The organism is Amycolatopsis sp. cmx-11-51 (genome assembly GCF_047608665.1).
In the GTDB taxonomy this organism is placed as follows: Bacteria; Actinomycetota; Actinomycetes; order Mycobacteriales; family Pseudonocardiaceae; genus Amycolatopsis.
In genome coordinates this window covers 255,694-273,503 of the sequence record NZ_JADNQO010000010.1, presented here as the reverse complement: position 1 = coordinate 273,503, position 17,810 = coordinate 255,694, and the positions used below count along the sequence as shown (strand labels likewise).

Genomic DNA, 17,810 nt, shown 5'->3' with positions numbered 1-17,810 from the left:
TTTCGCGGGCTCGTGCGGCTGGTTTGGTGACGAAGTCGAACTTGATCTTGGGTATGGGTGAGACTCCGGAGGAGGTGGCGCCGGCGATGCGGGATCTGGTGGAGGCGGGGTGTGAGATTTTGACGATCACTCAGTATTTGCGGCCTTCGCCGCGGCATCATCCGGTGGATCGGTGGGTGAAGCCGGAGGAGTTCGTTGAGCATTCCAATGCCGCTGGGGCGTTGGGTTTCGCTGGTGTGATGGCCGGGCCGTTGGTCCGGTCGTCGTATCGGGCCGGGCGTCTGTTCGCGCAGACGAAGGCTCACCGCGGTGAAGCATTGTCGGAGAACTTGGCCCACCTCGCCGCCGAAGGCCCCGCCGCCCAAGAAGCCAGCTCACTGCTGGCCAGATAGGAAGGAGGGCAGATCAATGGCGATCAGCGTCTTCGACCTGTTTTCGATCGGCATCGGCCCCTCCAGCTCCCATACGGTGGGTCCGATGCGCGCCGCACTGACCTTTGTGGACGGTCTCGCCGACGACGGTGACCTGGCCGCCACGACTCGGGTCCAAGCCGAACTGTTCGGTTCGCTCGGCGCGACCGGATTCGGGCACGGCAGCGACAAGGCCGTGCTGCTCGGGCTGTCCGGGGAGCGTCCGGAGGAGATCGACACCGACACGGTGCCCGGCAAGATCGCCGAGATCCGGGAATCGTGCCTGCTGAAGGTGCGCGGCGAGCACGAAATCGTGTTCACCGAGGACACCGACCTGACGATGCACCGGCGGAAGTCGTTGCCGGCGCACCCGAACGGCATGATCTTCCGCGCGTTCGACGCCGACGGGAAGGTGCTGCGCGAGCGCACCTACTACTCCGTCGGTGGTGGCTTCGTGCGCGACGAGTCCTACGAGACCGACACTGTCGTCGTCGAGGACTCGACGCGGCTGGAGTTCCCGTTCCGCACCGGCGCGGACCTGCTGAAGCACTGCGAGGACACCGGGCTGCCGATCAGCGAGATCATGCTGCGCAACGAGCTCTCCTGGCGTACGCGCGAGGAGGTCCGCGAAGGCTTGCTGGAGATCTGGCAGGTCATGGTGGAGTGCGTGCTCAACGGCTGCGAGCACGAAGGTGTCCTGCCTGGCGGGCTGAAGGTGCCGCGCCGGGCGAAGGCGCTGCACGAGAAGCTGCTCGCCGAAGACGGCGTCGGCGATCCGCTGTACGCCATGGACTGGGTGAGCCTGTACGCGCTGGCGGTCAACGAGGAGAACGCCGCGGGTGGCCGCGTCGTCACCGCGCCGACCAACGGCGCCGCCGGGATCATCCCCGCGGTCCTGCACTACTACCAGCGGTTCATCCGGGGTTCGTCGGACGACGGCATCGTGACGTTCATGCTCACCGCGGGCGCGATCGGCTCGATCCTCAAGCAGACGGGCTCGATCTCCGGTGCCGAGGTCGGCTGCCAGGGCGAGGTCGGTTCGGCCAGCGCGATGGCCGCCGCCGCGCTCACCGAGGTCCTCGGCGGTTCACCGGCGCAGGTGGAGAACGCCGCCGAGATCGGCGTCGAGCACCACCTGGGGCTCACCTGCGACCCGGTCGGCGGGCTGGTGCAGATCCCGTGCATCGAGCGCAACGCCGTCGGCGCGTCGAAGGCGATCCATGCCGCGCGGATGGCGATGCGCGGCGACGGTTCGCACGTCGTGACGCTGGACAAGGCGATCAAGACCATGCGCGAGACCGGTGCCGACATGAGCGTGAAGTACAAGGAGACCGCGCGCGGCGGCCTGGCCGTCAACGTCATCGAGTGCTGACACCCCCCGCAAGTCGTCCTCTTGTTGCGGTACATGCGTGTGCAAGTACCGCAACCAGAGGACGACTTGCGGGCGGCCTAAACTCGAAGGGTGGAGTCGAGCACGGTCGCGAACGCGGGTGACGCGCTGTTCCGCCCGGTGCGCGCGGGCAACGCCTTCGAGGAGACCGTCGAAAGGCTGCTCCAGGCGATCCGGCTCGGAGTGGTGGGCGCGGGGGAGCGACTGCCTTCGGAACGGGAACTCGCCGAGCGGCTCGGCGTCAGCCGGGTGACGCTGCGGGAAGCGATCCGCGCGCTGGCCGACGCCGGATACGTCGAGTCGCGGCGGGGTCGCTACGGCGGCACGTTCGTCAACGGCGTCCTGCCCGATCCGCCCGCCGCCGACGGGCGGAAGATCGACAACGCCACCCTGGAGGACGCGCTCGGCCTGCGGCACGTCCTGGAAACCGGCGCCGCCGAGATGGCGGCGTCGCGTTCCCTCACCCCGGCCGACCGGCAGCACCTGACCAGCACGCTCGCCGAGGCCGCCGCTGCCGACGTCGGCGACTACCGGCGCAAGGATTCGCGGCTGCACCTGGCGATCGCCGAGGTCACCGCGTCCGGCTCGCTGACCACGGCGATGGCCGACGCGCGGATGCGGGTCAACCAGCTGCTCGACACGATCCCGCTGCTCGAACCGAACCTGGAGCACTCGAACGCCCAGCACGAGGCCATCGTCGACGCGATCCTCGCCGGTGACTCCGAGGCGGCCCGCCGGGTGATGACCGAGCACGTCGAAGGCACCGCTTCGCTGCTTCGCGCCTTCCTCGCCTGACCCAGGGCCCGGGATTCGGTGATTTTCCCACAACCTTTTCACTCGTTCGGGCGTCTTACCTGGCGTGGAGAACCCGGATGACGAGACCGCACCCGAGTCGGAACCCACGGCCACCCCGGAACCGAAGGGGAAAAAGCGCAGGTGGCGCCGCATCGCCGCCTGGTCGCTGGGCCTCCTGATCGGTATCCCGGTGGTCGCGTTCGGGATCGCTTACGTTCTGCTCGACGTCCGCAGCCCGCAAGAGGTGCTCGCCGACCTCGACAAGACCGTCGTCCTGCAGAACGCCGACGGCTCCGAACTGCTCAAGGTGATCCCGCCCGGCGGCGACCGGTTGTTCATGCCCTACGCCGACATCCCCGCGAAGTTGCGCGACGCGATCGTCGCGACCGAGGACCCGACCTTCTGGGACAACGAGGGTTTCGACCTCACCGGCCTGGGCCGCGCGCTGGTGACCGGCGTCGGCGGCGGCTCGGGGATCACCCAGCAGTACATCAAGAAGTCCACCGGCAACGAGGACGCCACCCTCACCCGCAAGTTCTCCGAACTGGTGCTCGCCACGAAGATCACCCAGCAGCAGACCAAGAAGGAGATCTTCGAGAGCTATCTCAACATCATCTCGTTCGGCCGCGGCACCTACGGCCCGGCGTCGGCGATGAACGCCTACTTCGGCCGCAAGCTCGACGACTCGATGACCTGGAGCGAGGCGGCCTTCCTCGCCGGGATGATCCAGTCGCCTTCGGTGCACGACCCGTACGCCTCCACCCACGAGCACGCCATGAAACGCTGGTCCTACGTGGTGAACAAGCTGGTCGCGCGGGGTTACCTCAGTCAGGCCGAAGCGGTCGCGATGACCTATCCGGAGGACGCGATCCAGGCGCCTTCGGAGACCCGCGCCGGTCGCGTCACCTACGAGCAGTACCACATCAAGCAGCGGGTCCTCGCCGAACTGGAACAGGTCGGCTACCCGCTGGACCGGCTCCGCGGCGGCGCGATGAAGGTCGAGACGACCATCGATCCGCGTGCCCAGGCCGAAGCCGAGAAGGTGGTCAAGGAGCGACTGCGGGGGCAGCCGGAGCACTTCCGCGCCTCGCTGGTCGCCGTCGAACCCGGGACCGGCGCCATCCGCGCCTACAACGGCGGCGGCTGGAGCGTGCACGACTACGCCGGAACCCCGTACGGCACCGGTTCGGCCTTCCAGCCGTTCACTCTCGCCGCCGGTTTCGAGCGGGGCGTCAACGTGGACGAACCGCTGAAGCCGCCCGCACAGGTCGACTTTCTCGGGGAGACCTTCACGTTCCAGGAGCAGTGCGGCGATGCGGGGAAGTGCACGCTGCGCGAGGCGATCGGACGGGGCGCTCAGGGGCCGTTCGTCGACCTGGCGAAGAAACTCGGCGCGGAAGCGGTCCGGAACGGCGCCCGCGCGGCCGGGATCCCCGAGACCGTCGACGGCGAAGTGACCCTGCGCGAGAAGGACGGGTTCCTGATCGGCCCGGGAATCGCGGTCGGCCGGTATCCCCTGCGGCCCAGCGACATGGCCGGCGCCTACGCCACCTTCGCCGCCGACGGCATGCGTGCCACCCCGCATCTGGTGTCGAAGATCCGGGACGAGCACGGCGAAGTCGTGTGGGAACGATCTGAGGACAAGACGCCCGCTTTCGGCGGCGACGAGACGCTGAGCCGCCGGATCGCCGGCACGGTCAGCCGCGTGCTGACCTCCGGGATGAAGGACCGCCCGGCGGCGATGAAGACCGGCGACTTCCAGTACAACGAAACCGACGACAACGCGGGTGGCTGGGCGGTCGGCTACACGCCGCAGCTTTCGACGGCGGTCTGGGTCGGCTCCGACCAGCCGCGACGGATGCGGGACGCCGCCGGGGAGAAGCTGACGGGCAAGACGATCCCGAGCGAGATGTGGCAGCGCTTCATGAGCGGTTTCCACCAAGGGATGCCGGTGCGGTGGCCGGAGCCCGTCGAAACCCGGATGGCTCCGGCACCGACTCGGTGACTCAGGTGAGCGCGGTCTGCGTGGTCGTCCAGAAGTCTGCGCGCGCGTGCCACGGGGCGGGCCAGTCGGCGCGCTGGGTGAGGAGGATCCCGGTCAGCCCCGTGGCCGGATCCGCCGCCCAGGACGTGCCGAGCCCGCCGTCCCAGCCGTAGCGGCCCTTGGTGGCGAGGCCGTCTTCCCGGTTGACGACGGCGAGCCCGAACCCCCAGCCGAGGCCGTGATCCAGGAGCGGTGCGCCGCTCGACGCCTGCTCCGGGGTGAGGTGGTCGGCCGTGAGCAGCGCGACCGACCTAGGGGACAAGAGCCGCTCGCCGTTGTTCAGCAACATCCGGCTGAACGCGAGGTAGTCGTCGGCCGTGGAGACGAGCCCCGCGCCGCCGGACGGGAACGGGACCGGTGCGCTCCACTGGCCGTCGGGGGCGTCGAACACGTGCAGTTCACCGGTGACCTCGTCCGCTTGATACGACGTCGTGAACCGGTGGGCCTGCCCGGCGGAGACCACGAAGGCGGTGTCGGACATGCCCAGCGGCTCGAAGATCCGTTCGGCGAGGAACCGCTCGAAGGGCATGTCCGCGGCGCGCGCGATCAGGATGGCCAGCACTTCCGAACCGACTTGGTACATCCACCGCTCGCCGGGCTGGTGCAGCAGCGGCAGCGTGCCGAACCGGCGCAGCCACTCGTCCGGATGGAGCGGTGTCGTCGGTTTCGGCGGGCCGATGACCAGTTCGAGTTCGTCGATCGCGCGCTGGATCGGGGTCGCTCCCGGCGGTGCGAGGACGATGCCGAATCCCAGCCGGAAGGTGAGCACGTCCCGCAGGGTGATCGGCCGGTCCGCCGGGACGGTGTCGTCCAGCGGGCCGTCGATCCGGCGCAGCACCCGGCGGTCCGCGAGTTCGGGCAGCAGCCCGCCGACCGGTTCGTCGAGCCGGAGGCGGCACTCCTCGACCAGCATCATCGCCGCGACCGCGGTGACGGGTTTGGTCATCGAACTGATCCGGAAGAGACTGTCGCGTTCCATCGGCTCGCCGCCGATCGCCTTGTCTCCCAAGACGTTCACGTGGACCTCGTCGCCTGCCGCGACGAGGGAGACGAGCCCGGGGACCTCGCCGCGCTCGACGTAGCCGGACAGCACGCGGTGCGCGCGCCGCAGCGCCGCCGGATCGAACCGGGCCATCAGGACTTCACGAGCGCGATGGTCAGCCCGTCGTAGCCCTTCGCGCCGACGGTCTGGACAGCCGTCGCGTCGACGCGTGGTTCGGCGGAGATCATCTCGTGCAGCCGCCGGATCCCCTGGATGTTCGGGTCTTCGCTGGCGGCGTTGGCCACCGCGCCACCGCGGACGACGTTGTCGACCACGATCACGCCGCCGGGCCGGACGAGCTTCAGCGCCGCTTCGAAATAACCAGGATTGTTGACCTTGTCCGCGTCGATGAACGCCAAGTCGATCGGTCCTTCGACCGACGGCAGCAGGTCCAGTGCCTTGCCGACGCGGACGTCGACCAGCCCGCCGAGCCCGGCCGCGTCGAGGTTGCCGCGCGCGACTTCGGCGTGCTTCGGGTCGAACTCGAGCGTGACGAGCCTGCCCTGCGGCGGCAGGGCGCGTGCGAGCCAGATCGTGCTGTACCCGCCGAGCGTGCCGATCTCCAGGATCGACCGTGCGCCGATCATCCTGGCCAGCAGGTTCAGCAGCTTCCCCTGGTTCGGGGCGACGGCGATCGAGGGCAGCCCGGCCTTCTCCGACGCCAGCAGCGCGGCTTCGAGGGCGGGATCGGACGGGACGAGCACCCCGGACAGGTAGTCGTCCACTTCGGACCACAGTTGCTGTGACATGGCACCTCCTCCGCCAACCTACTCCGATCAGGCGGCGCGGCGACCGCCTTCGGGATCACCAGCGGGGTCCCGGTTTCGGGGCACGGCATGACCCGGCGCGGCAGCTCGAAGATCTTCTCGACGTTTTCGGCGGTCACGACTTCTTCGGGTGCTCCGGTCGCCAGTACCTTTCCGTCCCGCATCGCGATCATGTGCGTCGCGTAGCGGGCCGCGTGGTCGAGGTCGTGCAGCACCGCGACCAGCGTCCGGCCCTGTTCCTGGTGCAGTCGCGCGCACAGGTCGAGGATGTCCATCTGGTGCGCGATGTCCAGATAGGTCGTCGGTTCGTCGAGGAGCAGGAGGTCCGTCTCCTGCGCGAGCGCCATCGCCATCCACACGCGCTGCCGCCGGCCACCCGAGAGTTCGTCGACCAGCCGCTCGGCGAGGTCACCGACCCCGGTGGCGCGCATGGATTCCGAGACCACGGTGGCGTCCTCACGGGACCACTGGCGCAGCAGGCGCTGATGCGGGTACCGGCCGCGTGCGACGAGGTCGGCGACGGTGATGCCGTCGGGCGCGATCGAACTCTGCGGCAGCAGGCCGAGCCGTCGCGCGACCTCCTTGGCGGGGAAGGAGCTGATCACCTGGCCGTCGAGGAACACCGAACCCTGTCGGGGTTCGAGCATCCGCGCGGCGCGCGCAGCAGGGTCGTCTTGCCGCAGGCGTTCGGTCCGACGATGACGGTGAACGACCGGTCGGCGATGACCACCCCGAGGTCTTCGGCCACGGTCCGGCCGTCGTAGACGAGCGTCAGCGCGTCCGCGTGCAGGCGCGACGTCGTGCTTTGCTCGGTGAGGGCCTCCACGCAGGTTAGGCTACCTAGAAGGCCGCCGTTGTGATGTTCCGTAGGTCGCGGTCGGCTCCCGTCTCCCGTTCGATGGCATCATCCGCAGTGCGATCACGCGAGCGGTGTCGGTGCGATCGAGGGGGAGGCATGGAGGACTACCGGATAGTCGCGGACGAGATCTCCGCCGATGTCGAGGCGGGCAGGCTTCGGCCGGGTGACAGGCTGCCCCCACAGCGGCGATTCGCCCGCGAACGCGGGATCGCGAACTCGACCGCCGCCAGGGTCTACGGCGAACTCGTGCGGCGAGGCGTCGTTGTCGGTGAAGTCGGCCGCGGCACGTTCGTCCGCGCCGCGAAGCCACCGCTGGAGACCGCGCTCGCCGAGCCGGGCGGCGCGAAGGTCGACCTCGAACTCAATTTCGCCGTCCTCCCGGAGCAATCCGCGCTGGTCGGGAAGGCGCTGGAGCCGCTCCTGCGTGACGACGTCCTGACTGCGGCGCTGCGGCCGGGGAGCGTCACCGGTTCGAAGCAGGCGCGTGACGCCGTCACCGGACTGTTCGCGAAGGACGGCTGGTCGCCGGAAGTCCTCTTCGCCGGAAGCGGTCGCGAGGCCATCGCGGCCGCCATCGCCGCCTTCGTGCCGATGGGGGAACGGCTCGCCGTCGAGGCCATCACCTACCCCGTGGTCAAGGCGCTCACCGGACGGCTCGGCGTCCAGTTGGTGCCCATCGAGACCGATGACCTCGGCCTCATGCCCGAAGCGCTCGAAGCCGCGCACGCCGCCGCGCCGGTCCGCGCGCTGTACGTCCAGCCGACTTTGCACAACCCCCTCGGGTCCACAATGGACGAAACGCGGCGTGTCGAGCTGGCGGAAACCGTGCGCCGGATGGACATCCCGGTGATCGAGGACGGGATCTACACGTTCCTCCGGCCCGAGATCCGTCCGTTCGCGACCTACGCGCCCGAACGCACGGTGTTCGCCGACAGCATGTCCAAACGGCTCGCCCCCGGGCTGACCACCGGATTCCTCGCCGTGCCACCGGAATGGACGGAGCGGCTGGCGGCGGCGGTGCGTTCGGGCGGCTGGGTCGCGCCCCGGTTCGCCCTCGAAGCCGCCACCCGGTGGATCACCGGCGGCACCTTGGAAACCGTCGAACGGGCGAAACGCCTCGACGCCGCGGAACGCCAGCGGGTGACGGCTGAGCGGCTGGACGGGTTCACGCTGCGCGCGGATCCGCGGGCGTACCACTGCTGGTGGGAACTCCCCGAGCACTGGCGTGCCGAAACCTTCGTCGCCGCGGCCGCGCGCCGCGGGATCGCGGTCACCCCGGCGGCCGCGTTCGCCATCGTCCCCGGCCACGCCCCGAACGCCGTGCGCCTGGCGGTGTCCTCTCCGCCGATCGAAACGCTTTCGGCCGCCCTGGACGTTCTCGCCGGGCTCGCCGCCGGACGCCCCGAAGACGCGGGCGTCGACTAACTCCCGCAATTCGTCCTCTAGTTGCGGTCGTTCGTATTCCCAACTACCGCAACTAGAGGACGAATTGCAGGGGGGTCAGGGGCGTGGGACCCACTTGCCGATGAAGCTGCCGCAGGTGACGGTCTGCCCGGTGAGCCGCGACCGCAGCGCGTTCTCCATCCCGAGGTAGTCGAAGATCGGCGCGTCTCCCGCGACCTCGGCGGGGACCGGCCCGCCCTTGGCCAAGGTCGGCATGCTCACCGTCTGGAACAGCACCAGGTAGTCACCGTCACGGTTGAGGTCGTCGGCGGTCGACAGCATCCGCTGTGGAGCGTCGGCGACGATCTCCAGCGGCAGCGGCCATTCCAGCGGGAACGGGTTGCGCAGGCCGAAGGCGGGGTAGGCGAACGGGTTGTCGGGCAGGATCGCCGTCCGCCCCGCGGGGAACCGCGTGACGCAGTCCTGGATCTGGGCGATGTAGGTGAAGGTCCCCGGGTTCGTCCGGATCCCGCGCATCGACGGCGTCACCGCGCCCAGGTCACCGGTCAGCTTCTCGTGCGCCATGTCGAGGTACGCGGCTTCGTCGTGGTGCGCGACCACGGCCCAGCCCGACGCCAGCACCGCGACCAGGCCCATCGCCGCGGCGACGGCCAGGCCGACCTGGCGAGGCGGCTCGGGCATCGGCGGCAGCGCGTCCGACAGCAGCAGGATCGCCGTCAGCGCCAGCGTTCCGGTGAACAGCGTCGGGGTGTCGTTCCCCCAGGACAGACTCGTCATGAAGCCGGTCGCGAAGACCAGCGCGCCCATTCGCGGCAACCGCCGTTTCGCCACCCAGTTCACCAGCAGTGCGACACCGAGGATCCACCAGAGGACGTCCGCCCAGCGCGACGCGCCGGTGAAGTGTCCATCCACGACGGTGCCGACCACCACCGCCACCCCGGCCAGTGACACCAGCCTCGCGATGATCGCGCCGGTGAATCCGGCACGGTCGCGGAAGATCGCGAGCAGAGCCAGCAGCACGCCCGCGATGGCGAAGAAGGTCAAGCCCCGCACCGGCGGCAGCAAGAGGGATTCGGGATTCTCCAGCCACAGCCCGAGAAGTCGTTCGCCGTACGCGGGGAGGCCGCCGGTGAGCTGCTCGGCCATCGCGCCGAGTCCACCGTCGAGTGTGACGATTCCGAGGTAGAAAACCAAAAAGGCACCCAGCGCCAGCAGGTCCCACGCCAGGCGTGCCCACCAGCGGCCGATGCGGAACGCGCCGTCGGCCAGCGACGGGTGCAGCAGCAACCAGAACAGCGCGATCACCGGCACCGGCGCGAAACTCTGCTTGACGAACACCGCGGTGCCCAGCAGGACGAGACCGAGCCGCCGCGGCCACGCCAGCTCGCCGCGCAGCCCGGAATCCAGCGCCCAGGCGCCGCAGGCGGTCAGGAAGATCCCGTCGATCGTGTGCCACGCCATCAGCGGGAAAGCGTTCAGGTTCAGCAGCGACGCGGCCGCCGTCAGTCCGGTGAGCCCGGGTCCCCAGTCGCGGACGCGGCGGCGGGTGACCAGCACGGCGAACGCGATGGTCGCCAGGATGATCTCCAGCATGCTGAGCACGCTGGAGACGAAGAACAGCGGCCCCGGCAGGACGAAGTCGACGACGTGCAGGTACGCCGAACCCAGCGGCCGCGCGGAGATGATGTCGGAGTGCGGGACTTCGCCGTGCAGGACCCGCCACGCCTGGGCGAGGATGAAACCCTGGTCCGACGGGTGGAAACCGAAGCGCCCCACCCGGAGTTCGGTGGCGATGGCGAGTGCGAGGACCCACGTCACGTGCAGGGAAAGCCGCAGCACTGTCCTGGACGGACGTACCACCGCAGTGTCCGGTCCGGTCGACAGCGGGGGACTGGCGACGTCCACACTGCCCCTTCCCGCTCGTCCCTACCTCGGCCCGTGCCCGCCGACCACGGCGTATCGGAAACCGATGGTAGCGGCCGGGGCGTATCCCGATCGAGCCCGGCGGCGGGGACGTCAGGGACGGCGGCGCCAGACCAGCCTGGTGACCGCGCCCGCCACCGAGGCGAGTGGGGCTTTCCGGGGCAGGCCACGGGTTTCCGGCGCGGACTCGGGCATCGCGCGGTAGACGAGGTGGGCGAAGAACCGCGTCGTCCTGGGTGCGACGAGCGTCACCAACTCGGCGGCCGTGCCTTCGGGCAGGTTCAAGATCTCCGGCCGTTTCTCGAGTGCCTTCACCACCAGAGCGGCGGCGCGTTCGGGAGAGCTCGACGGCATCCCGCGGTAGGACCCGGTCGGCGCGATCATGTCGGTGCGCACCAGTGGCATCCGGACCGAAGTGAAGGTGACGCCGTCGGAAAGCGTCTCCCGTCCGGCGGTCAGCCCGAACTCCTCCAGCGCGGCCTTCGAAGCCAGGTAGGCGGAAAACCGCGGTGTGTCCGTCTGCAGTCCTTGGGTGGTCACGTTGACGACGTGGCCGAATCCGCGCGCGGTCATCGACGGCAGCAGGCCGAGGGTCAGCCGCACGGGGCCGAAGTAGTTGATCGCCATCGTGCGCTCGAAGTCGTGGAAACGTTCGGTGGACAGCGAAAGCGAACGCCGGATCGAGCGGCCCGCGTTGTTGACCAGCATGTCGACGGCGCCGTGTGCGGCGAGCACGTCCTTGACCAGAGCGTCGACCGCGCCGCCGTCGGTGAGGTCGCACGGGTACGCGGAGGCCTTCCCGCCCGCCGCGACGATCTGTTCGCGGACCTCTTCGAGTTCGTCGGCACGCCTGGCCACGAGGATCACCTCGGCGCCCTTCGCGGCGATGGCCAGCGCGGACGCGCGCCCGATGCCCGACGAGGCACCGGTGATCAGGACCTTGCGGCCGTCGAGCGGTTCCTGCCCAGGACGACGGCGGCCGCGATCGGGGTCCAGGTGTCCGAGCCAGTACCGGTAGAGCGGCCCCGCGTACTCCTTCAACGGGGGCAAGGTGATTCCGCTGCCGTCGAGCGCCGCGGTGGTCGCACTCGTGTCGAAGTCAACCGCCATGCTCAGATGCGGCAGGACTTCGAGCGGGATGCCGAGCTCCGCCAGCACCGCCGCGCGGGCCGAACGCCCGCCCGGGACGCGGTCGAATCCGGCCGCCGCGGACTTCGCCAAGCGGGTCCCGGTTCGCTTCAGCGCTCCGGACGCTCGTGAGGGAAGGACGGCGGAGATCTTCGGCGCGCCCGCCGCCCGCGCGAAGGCGTTGTAGACCTCGTGCAGTGGTTGCGGACGCGGCGACGCGAGGTGGTACGTGCTGCCGCTGGGCGCGTCGACGTGCATGAGGTGCTCGAGCGCTTCGACGACGTAGTCGACCGGCACGATGTTCGTGGCGCCGAGATCCGGGGCGGCGAGCGGGAGACGAAGGCGCAGTTTTTCTTGTAGCGCGGCGAGCCGTGAGATCGCGGGAAGGAAGTAGTACGGGCCGTCGATCTTGTCCATCTCGCCGGTGCGCGAATCGCCTGCCACGGCGGACGGCCGGTACACGCGGAACGGCGTCTTCCCGTGTCGTCGCACGAGCTTCTCGGCCTCGAACTTCGTCGCGTGATACGGCGACGCGAAGCTCTGGCCGAGGTCGAAGTCCGCCTCGGTGAAGCGCCCGGCGTACTGTCCGGCGACCGCGATCGAAGAGACGTGGTGGAAGAGCCCGGCGTTCGCGGCGGCGGCGAACTCCAGGACGTTGCGGGTGCCGTCGACGTTGGCCGCACGGTTGGCCGCTTCGTCCGCGGTGAGGTCGTAGATCGCGCCGAGGTGCACGACGTGGTCGAGTGGGCCCAGGCCGTCGGGGTCGATGCCCAGCGAGGAATCGGTCAGATCGCCGGTGACGGGAACGAGCTTCTCGTGGCTCGGAAGCTTCCCGCGTGAGGTCTCCCTCACGAGAACATGGACGGCTACGGTCTCAGGTCGCCGCAGTAGGCGCGCGACCAGGCGTTTGCCCAGAAATCCCGTCGCGCCCGTCACGAAGTAGGTGGTCATGGCCGGCTCCTTCCGAACGGGGCCGACTCTACCTACTCAGAAGTAGGAACGGTAGTTGTCATTCACTGTGGTCCGGATGTTCTGCCACCGCGACCACGGCGTCGCGGAGCGCGGCGCGCAGGCGACCCACGCCCAGCGGCCCGAGCACGGCGGCCTCTCCGGGCGGCGCCACGAGCACGATCTTGTCGCTGCTCACGAACACCGTCAGGTCCCTGCGCCTGCCCGCGAGATCCCGGCAGCCGACCGACCATTCGTCCCGGGGTGCCAACGTCCTCATCCTCCCGTATCCCATGATCTTCCTTTCTCGTCCGAGGCTGGGACGAGGCGGTTTCAGGGCCGTGACGCGGAATACCCGACTTTCCTACTGATGGGTTAACCGATCCTTCGTATCGTGATCGACTTCCGCGTTCGCTGGCCGGACGAGGCCGGAGCGGAGTAGCGGAACCTGCTGGGAGAGAACGAGCCGTACCTGAAAGGCCCGTATTTCTTCTCGGATCAGTACGACCCTGGGCTGCGAATACCGCGGTCTCGCCGAGCCCGGACGCGACGAACTCGTCGTGCGTGGCGACCTCGCGGCGCGGGACTTCACGGCGTTCTGAGTTGCGGGACGGGCAGGTGGCCGCCGCGATGAACGTCAACCAGTGGGATGACGGGGACGCGTTGAAGGCCCTGGTCGACGGCCGCGAGGCCTTTCGCGGCCCCTTAAGCCTCTTGAGTGACCGCCAAGGCCACCGGCGCCGCTACGAACCGCGAAGGGCGCGTCATGGTCCCGAAGGCCAGCAGCGCGAGTACGCCGAAGACCGCCATCGTGATCCCCATCGGCACCGCGGTTCCCGCACCGCCCAGTCCGACCAGTGGCGTCGCCAGCCCGCCGACGACGAACTGCACCACCCCCAGCAACGCCGACGCCGAACCGGCCGACCGGGCCTGCTCGGCCAGCGCCAGCGAACTCGCGTTCGGCGCGACCATGCCGATGCTCGACACCAGGATGAACAGCGGGACCAGCAGACCGACCAGACTCAGGTCCAGCACCACCGCGGCCAGCACGCCGAACCCGGCCGCCGCGGCGACGATCAGGCCGACGGTCAGCAGCGTCCGCTCCGGGAATCGTCCGACGATTCGCCCGTTCAGCTGGCCGACGGCCACGATGCCGATGCCGTTGAGTCCGAACACCAGGCTGTACGCCTGCGGGCTGAGCCCGTAGACACCCTGCAGCGCGAAGGACGATCCGGAGATGTAGGCGAACAGGCTGCCGAACATGAGCCCGGAAGCGAGCGCGTAGCCGAGGAAACCGCGGTCGCGGAACAGGCAGGCGTAGGTCCGCATCACCGAGCCGAACCGCGCGGGCGTGCGGCGTTCCTCGGGCAGCGGTTCCGGCAGCAGGAAGAAGACGACGGCGAGCAGGATCGCGCCGAACACGGTCAGGCAGACGAACACGCCGCGCCACGAGGTCCAGTTCATGATCTGGCCGCCGATGATCGGCGCCAGGATCGGGGCGAGCCCGTTGACCAGCATGAGCAGGGAGAAGAACTTCGTCATCGCGGTGCCGGAATAGAGGTCGCGCACGGTCGCCCTGGCGATCACGATGCCGGCCGCGGCACCGAAGGCCTGGACGCCGCGGGCGGCGATGAGCAGTTCGGCGCTCGGGGCGATGGCGCACAGGATCGAGCCGACCAGGTAGAGGCTGAGCCCGGCCACGAGCGGTTTGCGGCGGCCGATCGCGTCGGACAGCGGTCCGAGGATCAGCTGGCCGATGGCGAGCCCGATGATGAACGCGCTCAGCGTCAGCTGGACGGTCGCGTCCGCCGCGCGCAGTTCCCCCGCCATCTGCGGCAGTGCGGGCAGGTACATGTCGATCGACAGGGGCCCGAAGGCGGACAGGCCGCCGAGGATCAGGACGAATCGGGCGCGTCCGGTCGTGCTCGGGCGCGCGACGGTTTGTTCCACTCGCTCGGGCGCGATGGTCATGCTTTTCCTCTCCCAGTGACGGTTCCGCGAAGAACAACTTGCTTAGAGTAGGTAACTATTCCCGCTGTGAGGCAGACCACGTCAACTTTCGACCACTGATCCGATCAATTTTCCGCACAAATCGAGACGCCCCCTAGATGTGGCCGGAGGTAGTCGGGTATACATCGGATGTCTGTTCGTTGCTGTTGGTTCGGCCGGAAGGAAAAATCCGTGCAGCTGTTGCGTCTCGGGGAGCCGGGGAGTGAGCGTCCGTTCGTACGTGCCGGGGGCGGCACGTTGCGCGACCTCGCGGGGCTGACCGCCGACATCGATGGCAGCTTCTTCGCGAGCGACGGCGTCGCCAGGGTCGCGGCCGCGCTGGCCGCCGGTGAGCTGCCCGAAGCCGGTGCCGAAGCCGCGGGGCCCAGGGTCGCCGCGCCGATCGCCCGGCCCGGCAAGGTCGTCTGCATCGGCCTCAACTACCGGCGGCACGCCGAGGAGTCCGGCGCCGCCGTCCCGGCCGAGCCGGTCGTCTTCATGAAGGCCTCCGATGTGGTCGTCGGCCCGGAGGACGACGTGCTCGTGCCGCGGAACTCGGCGAAGACCGACTGGGAGGTCGAGCTCGGCGTCGTCATCGGCAAGACCGCGCGCTATCTCGACAGCGTCGAAGAAGCTCTCGACTACGTCGCCGGGTACACCGTCTCTAACGACGTGTCCGAGCGCGAGTTCCAGCTCGAACGCGGCGGCCAGTGGGACAAGGGCAAGTCGTGCGAGAACTTCAACCCGCTCGGCCCGTGGCTGGTCACCTCGGACGAGGTGCCCGACCCGCAGGACCTCGGCCTGCGGCTGTGGGTCAACGGCGAGAAGAAGCAGGACTCGTCGACCAAGGACATGATTTTCACGGTCGCCGAGATCGTGCATTATTTGAGTCAGTTCATGGTGCTGCGTCCGGGGGACCTCATCAACACCGGAACCCCGCAGGGCGTCGCGCTCGGTCAGCCCGATCCCAAGCCGTACCTGCGGGAAGGTGACGTCATCGAGCTCGAGATCGACGGCCTCGGCCGCCAGCGCCAGACCGTGAGGCAGGCGTGATGGCGAAGATCGTGGGCATGGAGGTGCTCGACGTCCGCTTCCCCACCTCGCGCGAGCTGGACGGTTCGGACGCCATGAACCCGGACCCGGACTACTCGGCCGCGTACGTCGTGCTGCACACCGACGGCGGCCCGGACGGCTACGGGCTCGCCTTCACCATCGGCCGCGGCAACGACGTCCAGGCCGCCGCCATCCGCGCGCTCGAAACGCATGTGGTCGGCCGTGACGTCCCCACGGACGCGGCAGCGCTCGGCGACCTGTCCAGGGCATTGGTCGGCGACTCGCAACTGCGTTGGCTCGGCCCGGAAAAGGGTGTCGCGCATATGGCGATCGGCGCGGTGGTCAACGCCGCCTGGGATCTCGCCGCGCGCATCGCCGGGCTCCCGGTCTGGCGTTTCGCCGCCGAGATGTCGCCAGAGGATCTGGTCTCCCTCGTCGACTTCCGCTACCTCTCCGACGCGCTGACCGAAGAGGAAGCGCTCGACATCCTTCGTGCCGCCGAGCCCGGCCGCGCCGAACGGATCGCCCGGATCGAACGCGACGGATACCGCGCGTACAGCACGTCTCCCGGTTGGCTCGGTTACTCGGACGCGAAACTCGTCCGGCTCGCCGGGCAGGCGGTCGCGGACGGTTTCGAGATGATCAAGCTGAAGGTCGGCGGCAACCTCGAGGACGATGTCCGCCGGATGAAGCTCGCCCGCGAGACCGTCGGTGCGGGCATCCGGGTCGCCGTCGACGCGAACCAGCGCTGGGACGTCTCGGTCGCGATCGCCTGGATGACCGCGCTGGCGCCGTACGACCCGTACTGGATCGAGGAACCCACCTCACCGGACGACGTGCTCGGGCACGCCGCGATCGCCAAGGCACTCGCCCCGATCCGCGTGGCCACCGGCGAGCACGTCCAGAACCGCGTGGTGTTCAAGCAACTCCTGCAGGCCGGGGCGATCTCGGTGCTGCAACTGGACGCCGCCAGGGTCGGCGGGTTCAACGAGAACCTGGCGATCCTGTTGCTGGCGGCCAAGTTCGACGTCCCGGTGTGCCCGCACGCCGGTGGTGTCGGGCTGTGCGAACTCGTGCGGCACCTGTCGATGTTCGACTACGTGGCGGTGTCCGGTTCCGACGCCGACCGGTCCATCGAGTGGGTCGAGCACCTCCACGAGCACTTCACCGATCCGGCCGTCGTGGCCGATGGCCGCTACCTCGCGCCGTCCTCGCCGGGCTTCTCCGCGCGGATGCACGACGCGACGCTGCGCCGGTTCACCTTCCCCGACGGTCCAGAATGGACGGAGACCGCCAGTGAGTGAGTTCGAAGGCCTCGTCGCCGCCGTCACCGGTGGCGCGTCCGGGATCGGCAGGGCCACCGCGGATCTGCTCGCCTCCCGAGGGGCGACGGTCGCGGTGCTCGACCTCAAACCGGGCGACCTCCCCGAGGGCCTCACCGGATTCCGGTGTGACGTCGGTTCGGACGACGAGGTGCGCTCGGCGATCGACGCGGTCGCGGAACGGTTCGGCAGGCTCGACATCCTGGTCAACAACGCCGGGATCGGCGCTCAGGGTGACGTCACCGCCAACGACGACGACGAATGGCACCGGGTGCTCGACATCAACGTCGTCGGCATGGTGCGGCTCGCGCGGGCGGCGTTGCCGCAGCTGAAGAAGTCGCCGTCGGCCGCGATCGTCAACACCTGCTCGATCGCCGCGTGGGCGGGCCTGCCCAGCCGCGCGCTGTACTCGGCCAGCAAGGGCGCGGTGCTCTCGCTGACCTTGGCGATGGCGACCGACCACCTCGCCGACCGGATCCGGGTCAACTGCGTCTGCCCCGGCACCGCGGACACCCCGTGGGTCGGCAGGCTGCTCGACTCCGCGGGCGACCCGGAGGCCGAACGGGCCGCGCTGGCCGCCCGCCAGCCGATGGGCAGGCTGGTGACCGCGGACGAGGTCGCGAACTCGATCGCGTACCTCGCCAGTCCGCTGTCCGCGTCGACCACCGGAACGGCGCTCGCCGTCGACGGAGGTATGTACGGGCTGCGTCCGCGCGGCCCGGTCCAGCAGTAGGTT

General features: G+C 69.3%; 13 protein-coding genes and 3 pseudogenes. 9 read left to right on the top strand and 7 right to left on the bottom strand.

Annotated features, from left to right (window positions below):
- The 4 genes and pseudogenes from ACM6LU_RS29075 to ACM6LU_RS29060 all read left to right on the top strand — a co-directional run.
- Positions 1-392, top strand: a pseudogene (locus ACM6LU_RS29075) (lipoyl synthase); the annotation flags it as partial.
- 16 nt (positions 393-408) lie between these two features.
- Positions 409-1,782, top strand: coding sequence for an L-serine ammonia-lyase (locus ACM6LU_RS29070; RefSeq protein WP_414940964.1), 1,374 nt, complete (start codon positions 409-411; stop codon positions 1,780-1,782).
- 90 nt (positions 1,783-1,872) lie between these two features.
- The gene (locus ACM6LU_RS29065; protein ID WP_414940963.1) at positions 1,873-2,595 is read left to right on the top strand and encodes a FadR/GntR family transcriptional regulator; all 723 of its coding nucleotides are present in this window, start codon (positions 1,873-1,875) and stop codon (positions 2,593-2,595) included.
- Between the two features lie 64 nt (positions 2,596-2,659).
- Positions 2,660-4,600 carry a transglycosylase domain-containing protein gene (locus ACM6LU_RS29060; protein ID WP_414940962.1) on the top strand — a complete coding sequence of 647 codons (1,941 nt, stop codon included), beginning with the start codon at positions 2,660-2,662 and terminating at the stop codon, positions 4,598-4,600.
- Position 4,601: 1 nt separating this feature from the next.
- Here the strand turns inward: ACM6LU_RS29060 and ACM6LU_RS29055 are convergent, their stop codons facing one another.
- The 3 genes and pseudogenes from ACM6LU_RS29055 to ACM6LU_RS29045 all read right to left on the bottom strand — a co-directional run.
- A complete protein-coding gene (locus ACM6LU_RS29055) occupies positions 4,602-5,774 on the bottom strand; it encodes a serine hydrolase domain-containing protein (RefSeq protein ID WP_414940960.1) in 1,173 nt (390 codons plus the stop codon).
- Positions 5,774-6,430 (bottom strand): O-methyltransferase, encoded by a 657-nt coding sequence (locus ACM6LU_RS29050; protein ID WP_414940959.1) that lies wholly within the window; start codon positions 6,428-6,430, stop codon positions 5,774-5,776. The genes ACM6LU_RS29055 and ACM6LU_RS29050 overlap by 1 nt, the downstream gene beginning before the upstream one ends.
- Before the next feature lie 44 nt (positions 6,431-6,474).
- Positions 6,475-7,274, bottom strand: a pseudogene (locus ACM6LU_RS29045) (ABC transporter ATP-binding protein); the annotation flags it as partial.
- Between the two features lie 129 nt (positions 7,275-7,403).
- On the opposite strand from ACM6LU_RS29045, the gene ACM6LU_RS29040 reads away from it, so the two are divergent.
- Complete coding sequence (locus tag ACM6LU_RS29040; protein WP_414940958.1) at positions 7,404-8,732, top strand: PLP-dependent aminotransferase family protein; 1,329 nt, start codon at positions 7,404-7,406, stop codon at positions 8,730-8,732.
- 75 nt (positions 8,733-8,807) lie between these two features.
- Here the strand turns inward: ACM6LU_RS29040 and ACM6LU_RS29035 are convergent, their stop codons facing one another.
- From ACM6LU_RS29035 to ACM6LU_RS29025, 3 genes are all read right to left on the bottom strand, one after another.
- A complete protein-coding gene (locus ACM6LU_RS29035; RefSeq protein ID WP_414940957.1) occupies positions 8,808-10,616 on the bottom strand; it encodes a hypothetical protein in 1,809 nt (602 codons plus the stop codon).
- A 111-nt stretch (positions 10,617-10,727) separates the two neighbouring features.
- Entirely contained in the window at positions 10,728-12,713 is a 1,986-nt protein-coding gene (locus ACM6LU_RS29030) for an SDR family oxidoreductase (protein ID WP_414940956.1), read from the bottom strand.
- Between the two features lie 58 nt (positions 12,714-12,771).
- Entirely contained in the window at positions 12,772-12,981 is a 210-nt protein-coding gene (locus ACM6LU_RS29025; RefSeq protein ID WP_414940955.1) for a hypothetical protein, read from the bottom strand.
- A 174-nt stretch (positions 12,982-13,155) separates the two neighbouring features.
- Between ACM6LU_RS29025 and ACM6LU_RS29020 the strand changes: the two are divergent.
- A pseudogene (locus ACM6LU_RS29020) lies at positions 13,156-13,397 on the top strand (oxidoreductase C-terminal domain-containing protein); the annotation flags it as partial.
- 18 nt (positions 13,398-13,415) lie between these two features.
- Here the strand turns inward: ACM6LU_RS29020 and ACM6LU_RS29015 are convergent.
- Positions 13,416-14,681 carry a Bcr/CflA family multidrug efflux MFS transporter gene (locus tag ACM6LU_RS29015; RefSeq protein WP_414940954.1) on the bottom strand — a complete coding sequence of 422 codons (1,266 nt, stop codon included), beginning with the start codon at positions 14,679-14,681 and terminating at the stop codon, positions 13,416-13,418.
- Positions 14,682-14,891: 210 nt separating this feature from the next.
- On the opposite strand from ACM6LU_RS29015, the gene ACM6LU_RS29010 reads away from it, so the two are divergent.
- The 3 genes from ACM6LU_RS29010 to ACM6LU_RS29000 are packed head-to-tail and all read left to right on the top strand — an operon-like array spanning position 14,892 to position 17,807.
- Complete coding sequence (locus ACM6LU_RS29010; protein ID WP_414940953.1) at positions 14,892-15,752, top strand: fumarylacetoacetate hydrolase family protein; 861 nt, start codon at positions 14,892-14,894, stop codon at positions 15,750-15,752.
- The gene (locus tag ACM6LU_RS29005) at positions 15,752-17,056 is read left to right on the top strand and encodes an enolase C-terminal domain-like protein (protein WP_414940952.1); all 1,305 of its coding nucleotides are present in this window, start codon (positions 15,752-15,754) and stop codon (positions 17,054-17,056) included. The genes ACM6LU_RS29010 and ACM6LU_RS29005 overlap by 1 nt, the downstream gene beginning before the upstream one ends.
- Positions 17,049-17,807: an SDR family NAD(P)-dependent oxidoreductase gene (locus tag ACM6LU_RS29000; RefSeq protein ID WP_414940951.1), complete on the top strand. Its 759-nt coding sequence runs from the start codon at positions 17,049-17,051 to the stop codon at positions 17,805-17,807. The genes ACM6LU_RS29005 and ACM6LU_RS29000 overlap by 8 nt, the downstream gene beginning before the upstream one ends.
- The last annotated feature ends 3 nt before the right edge of the window (positions 17,808-17,810 follow it).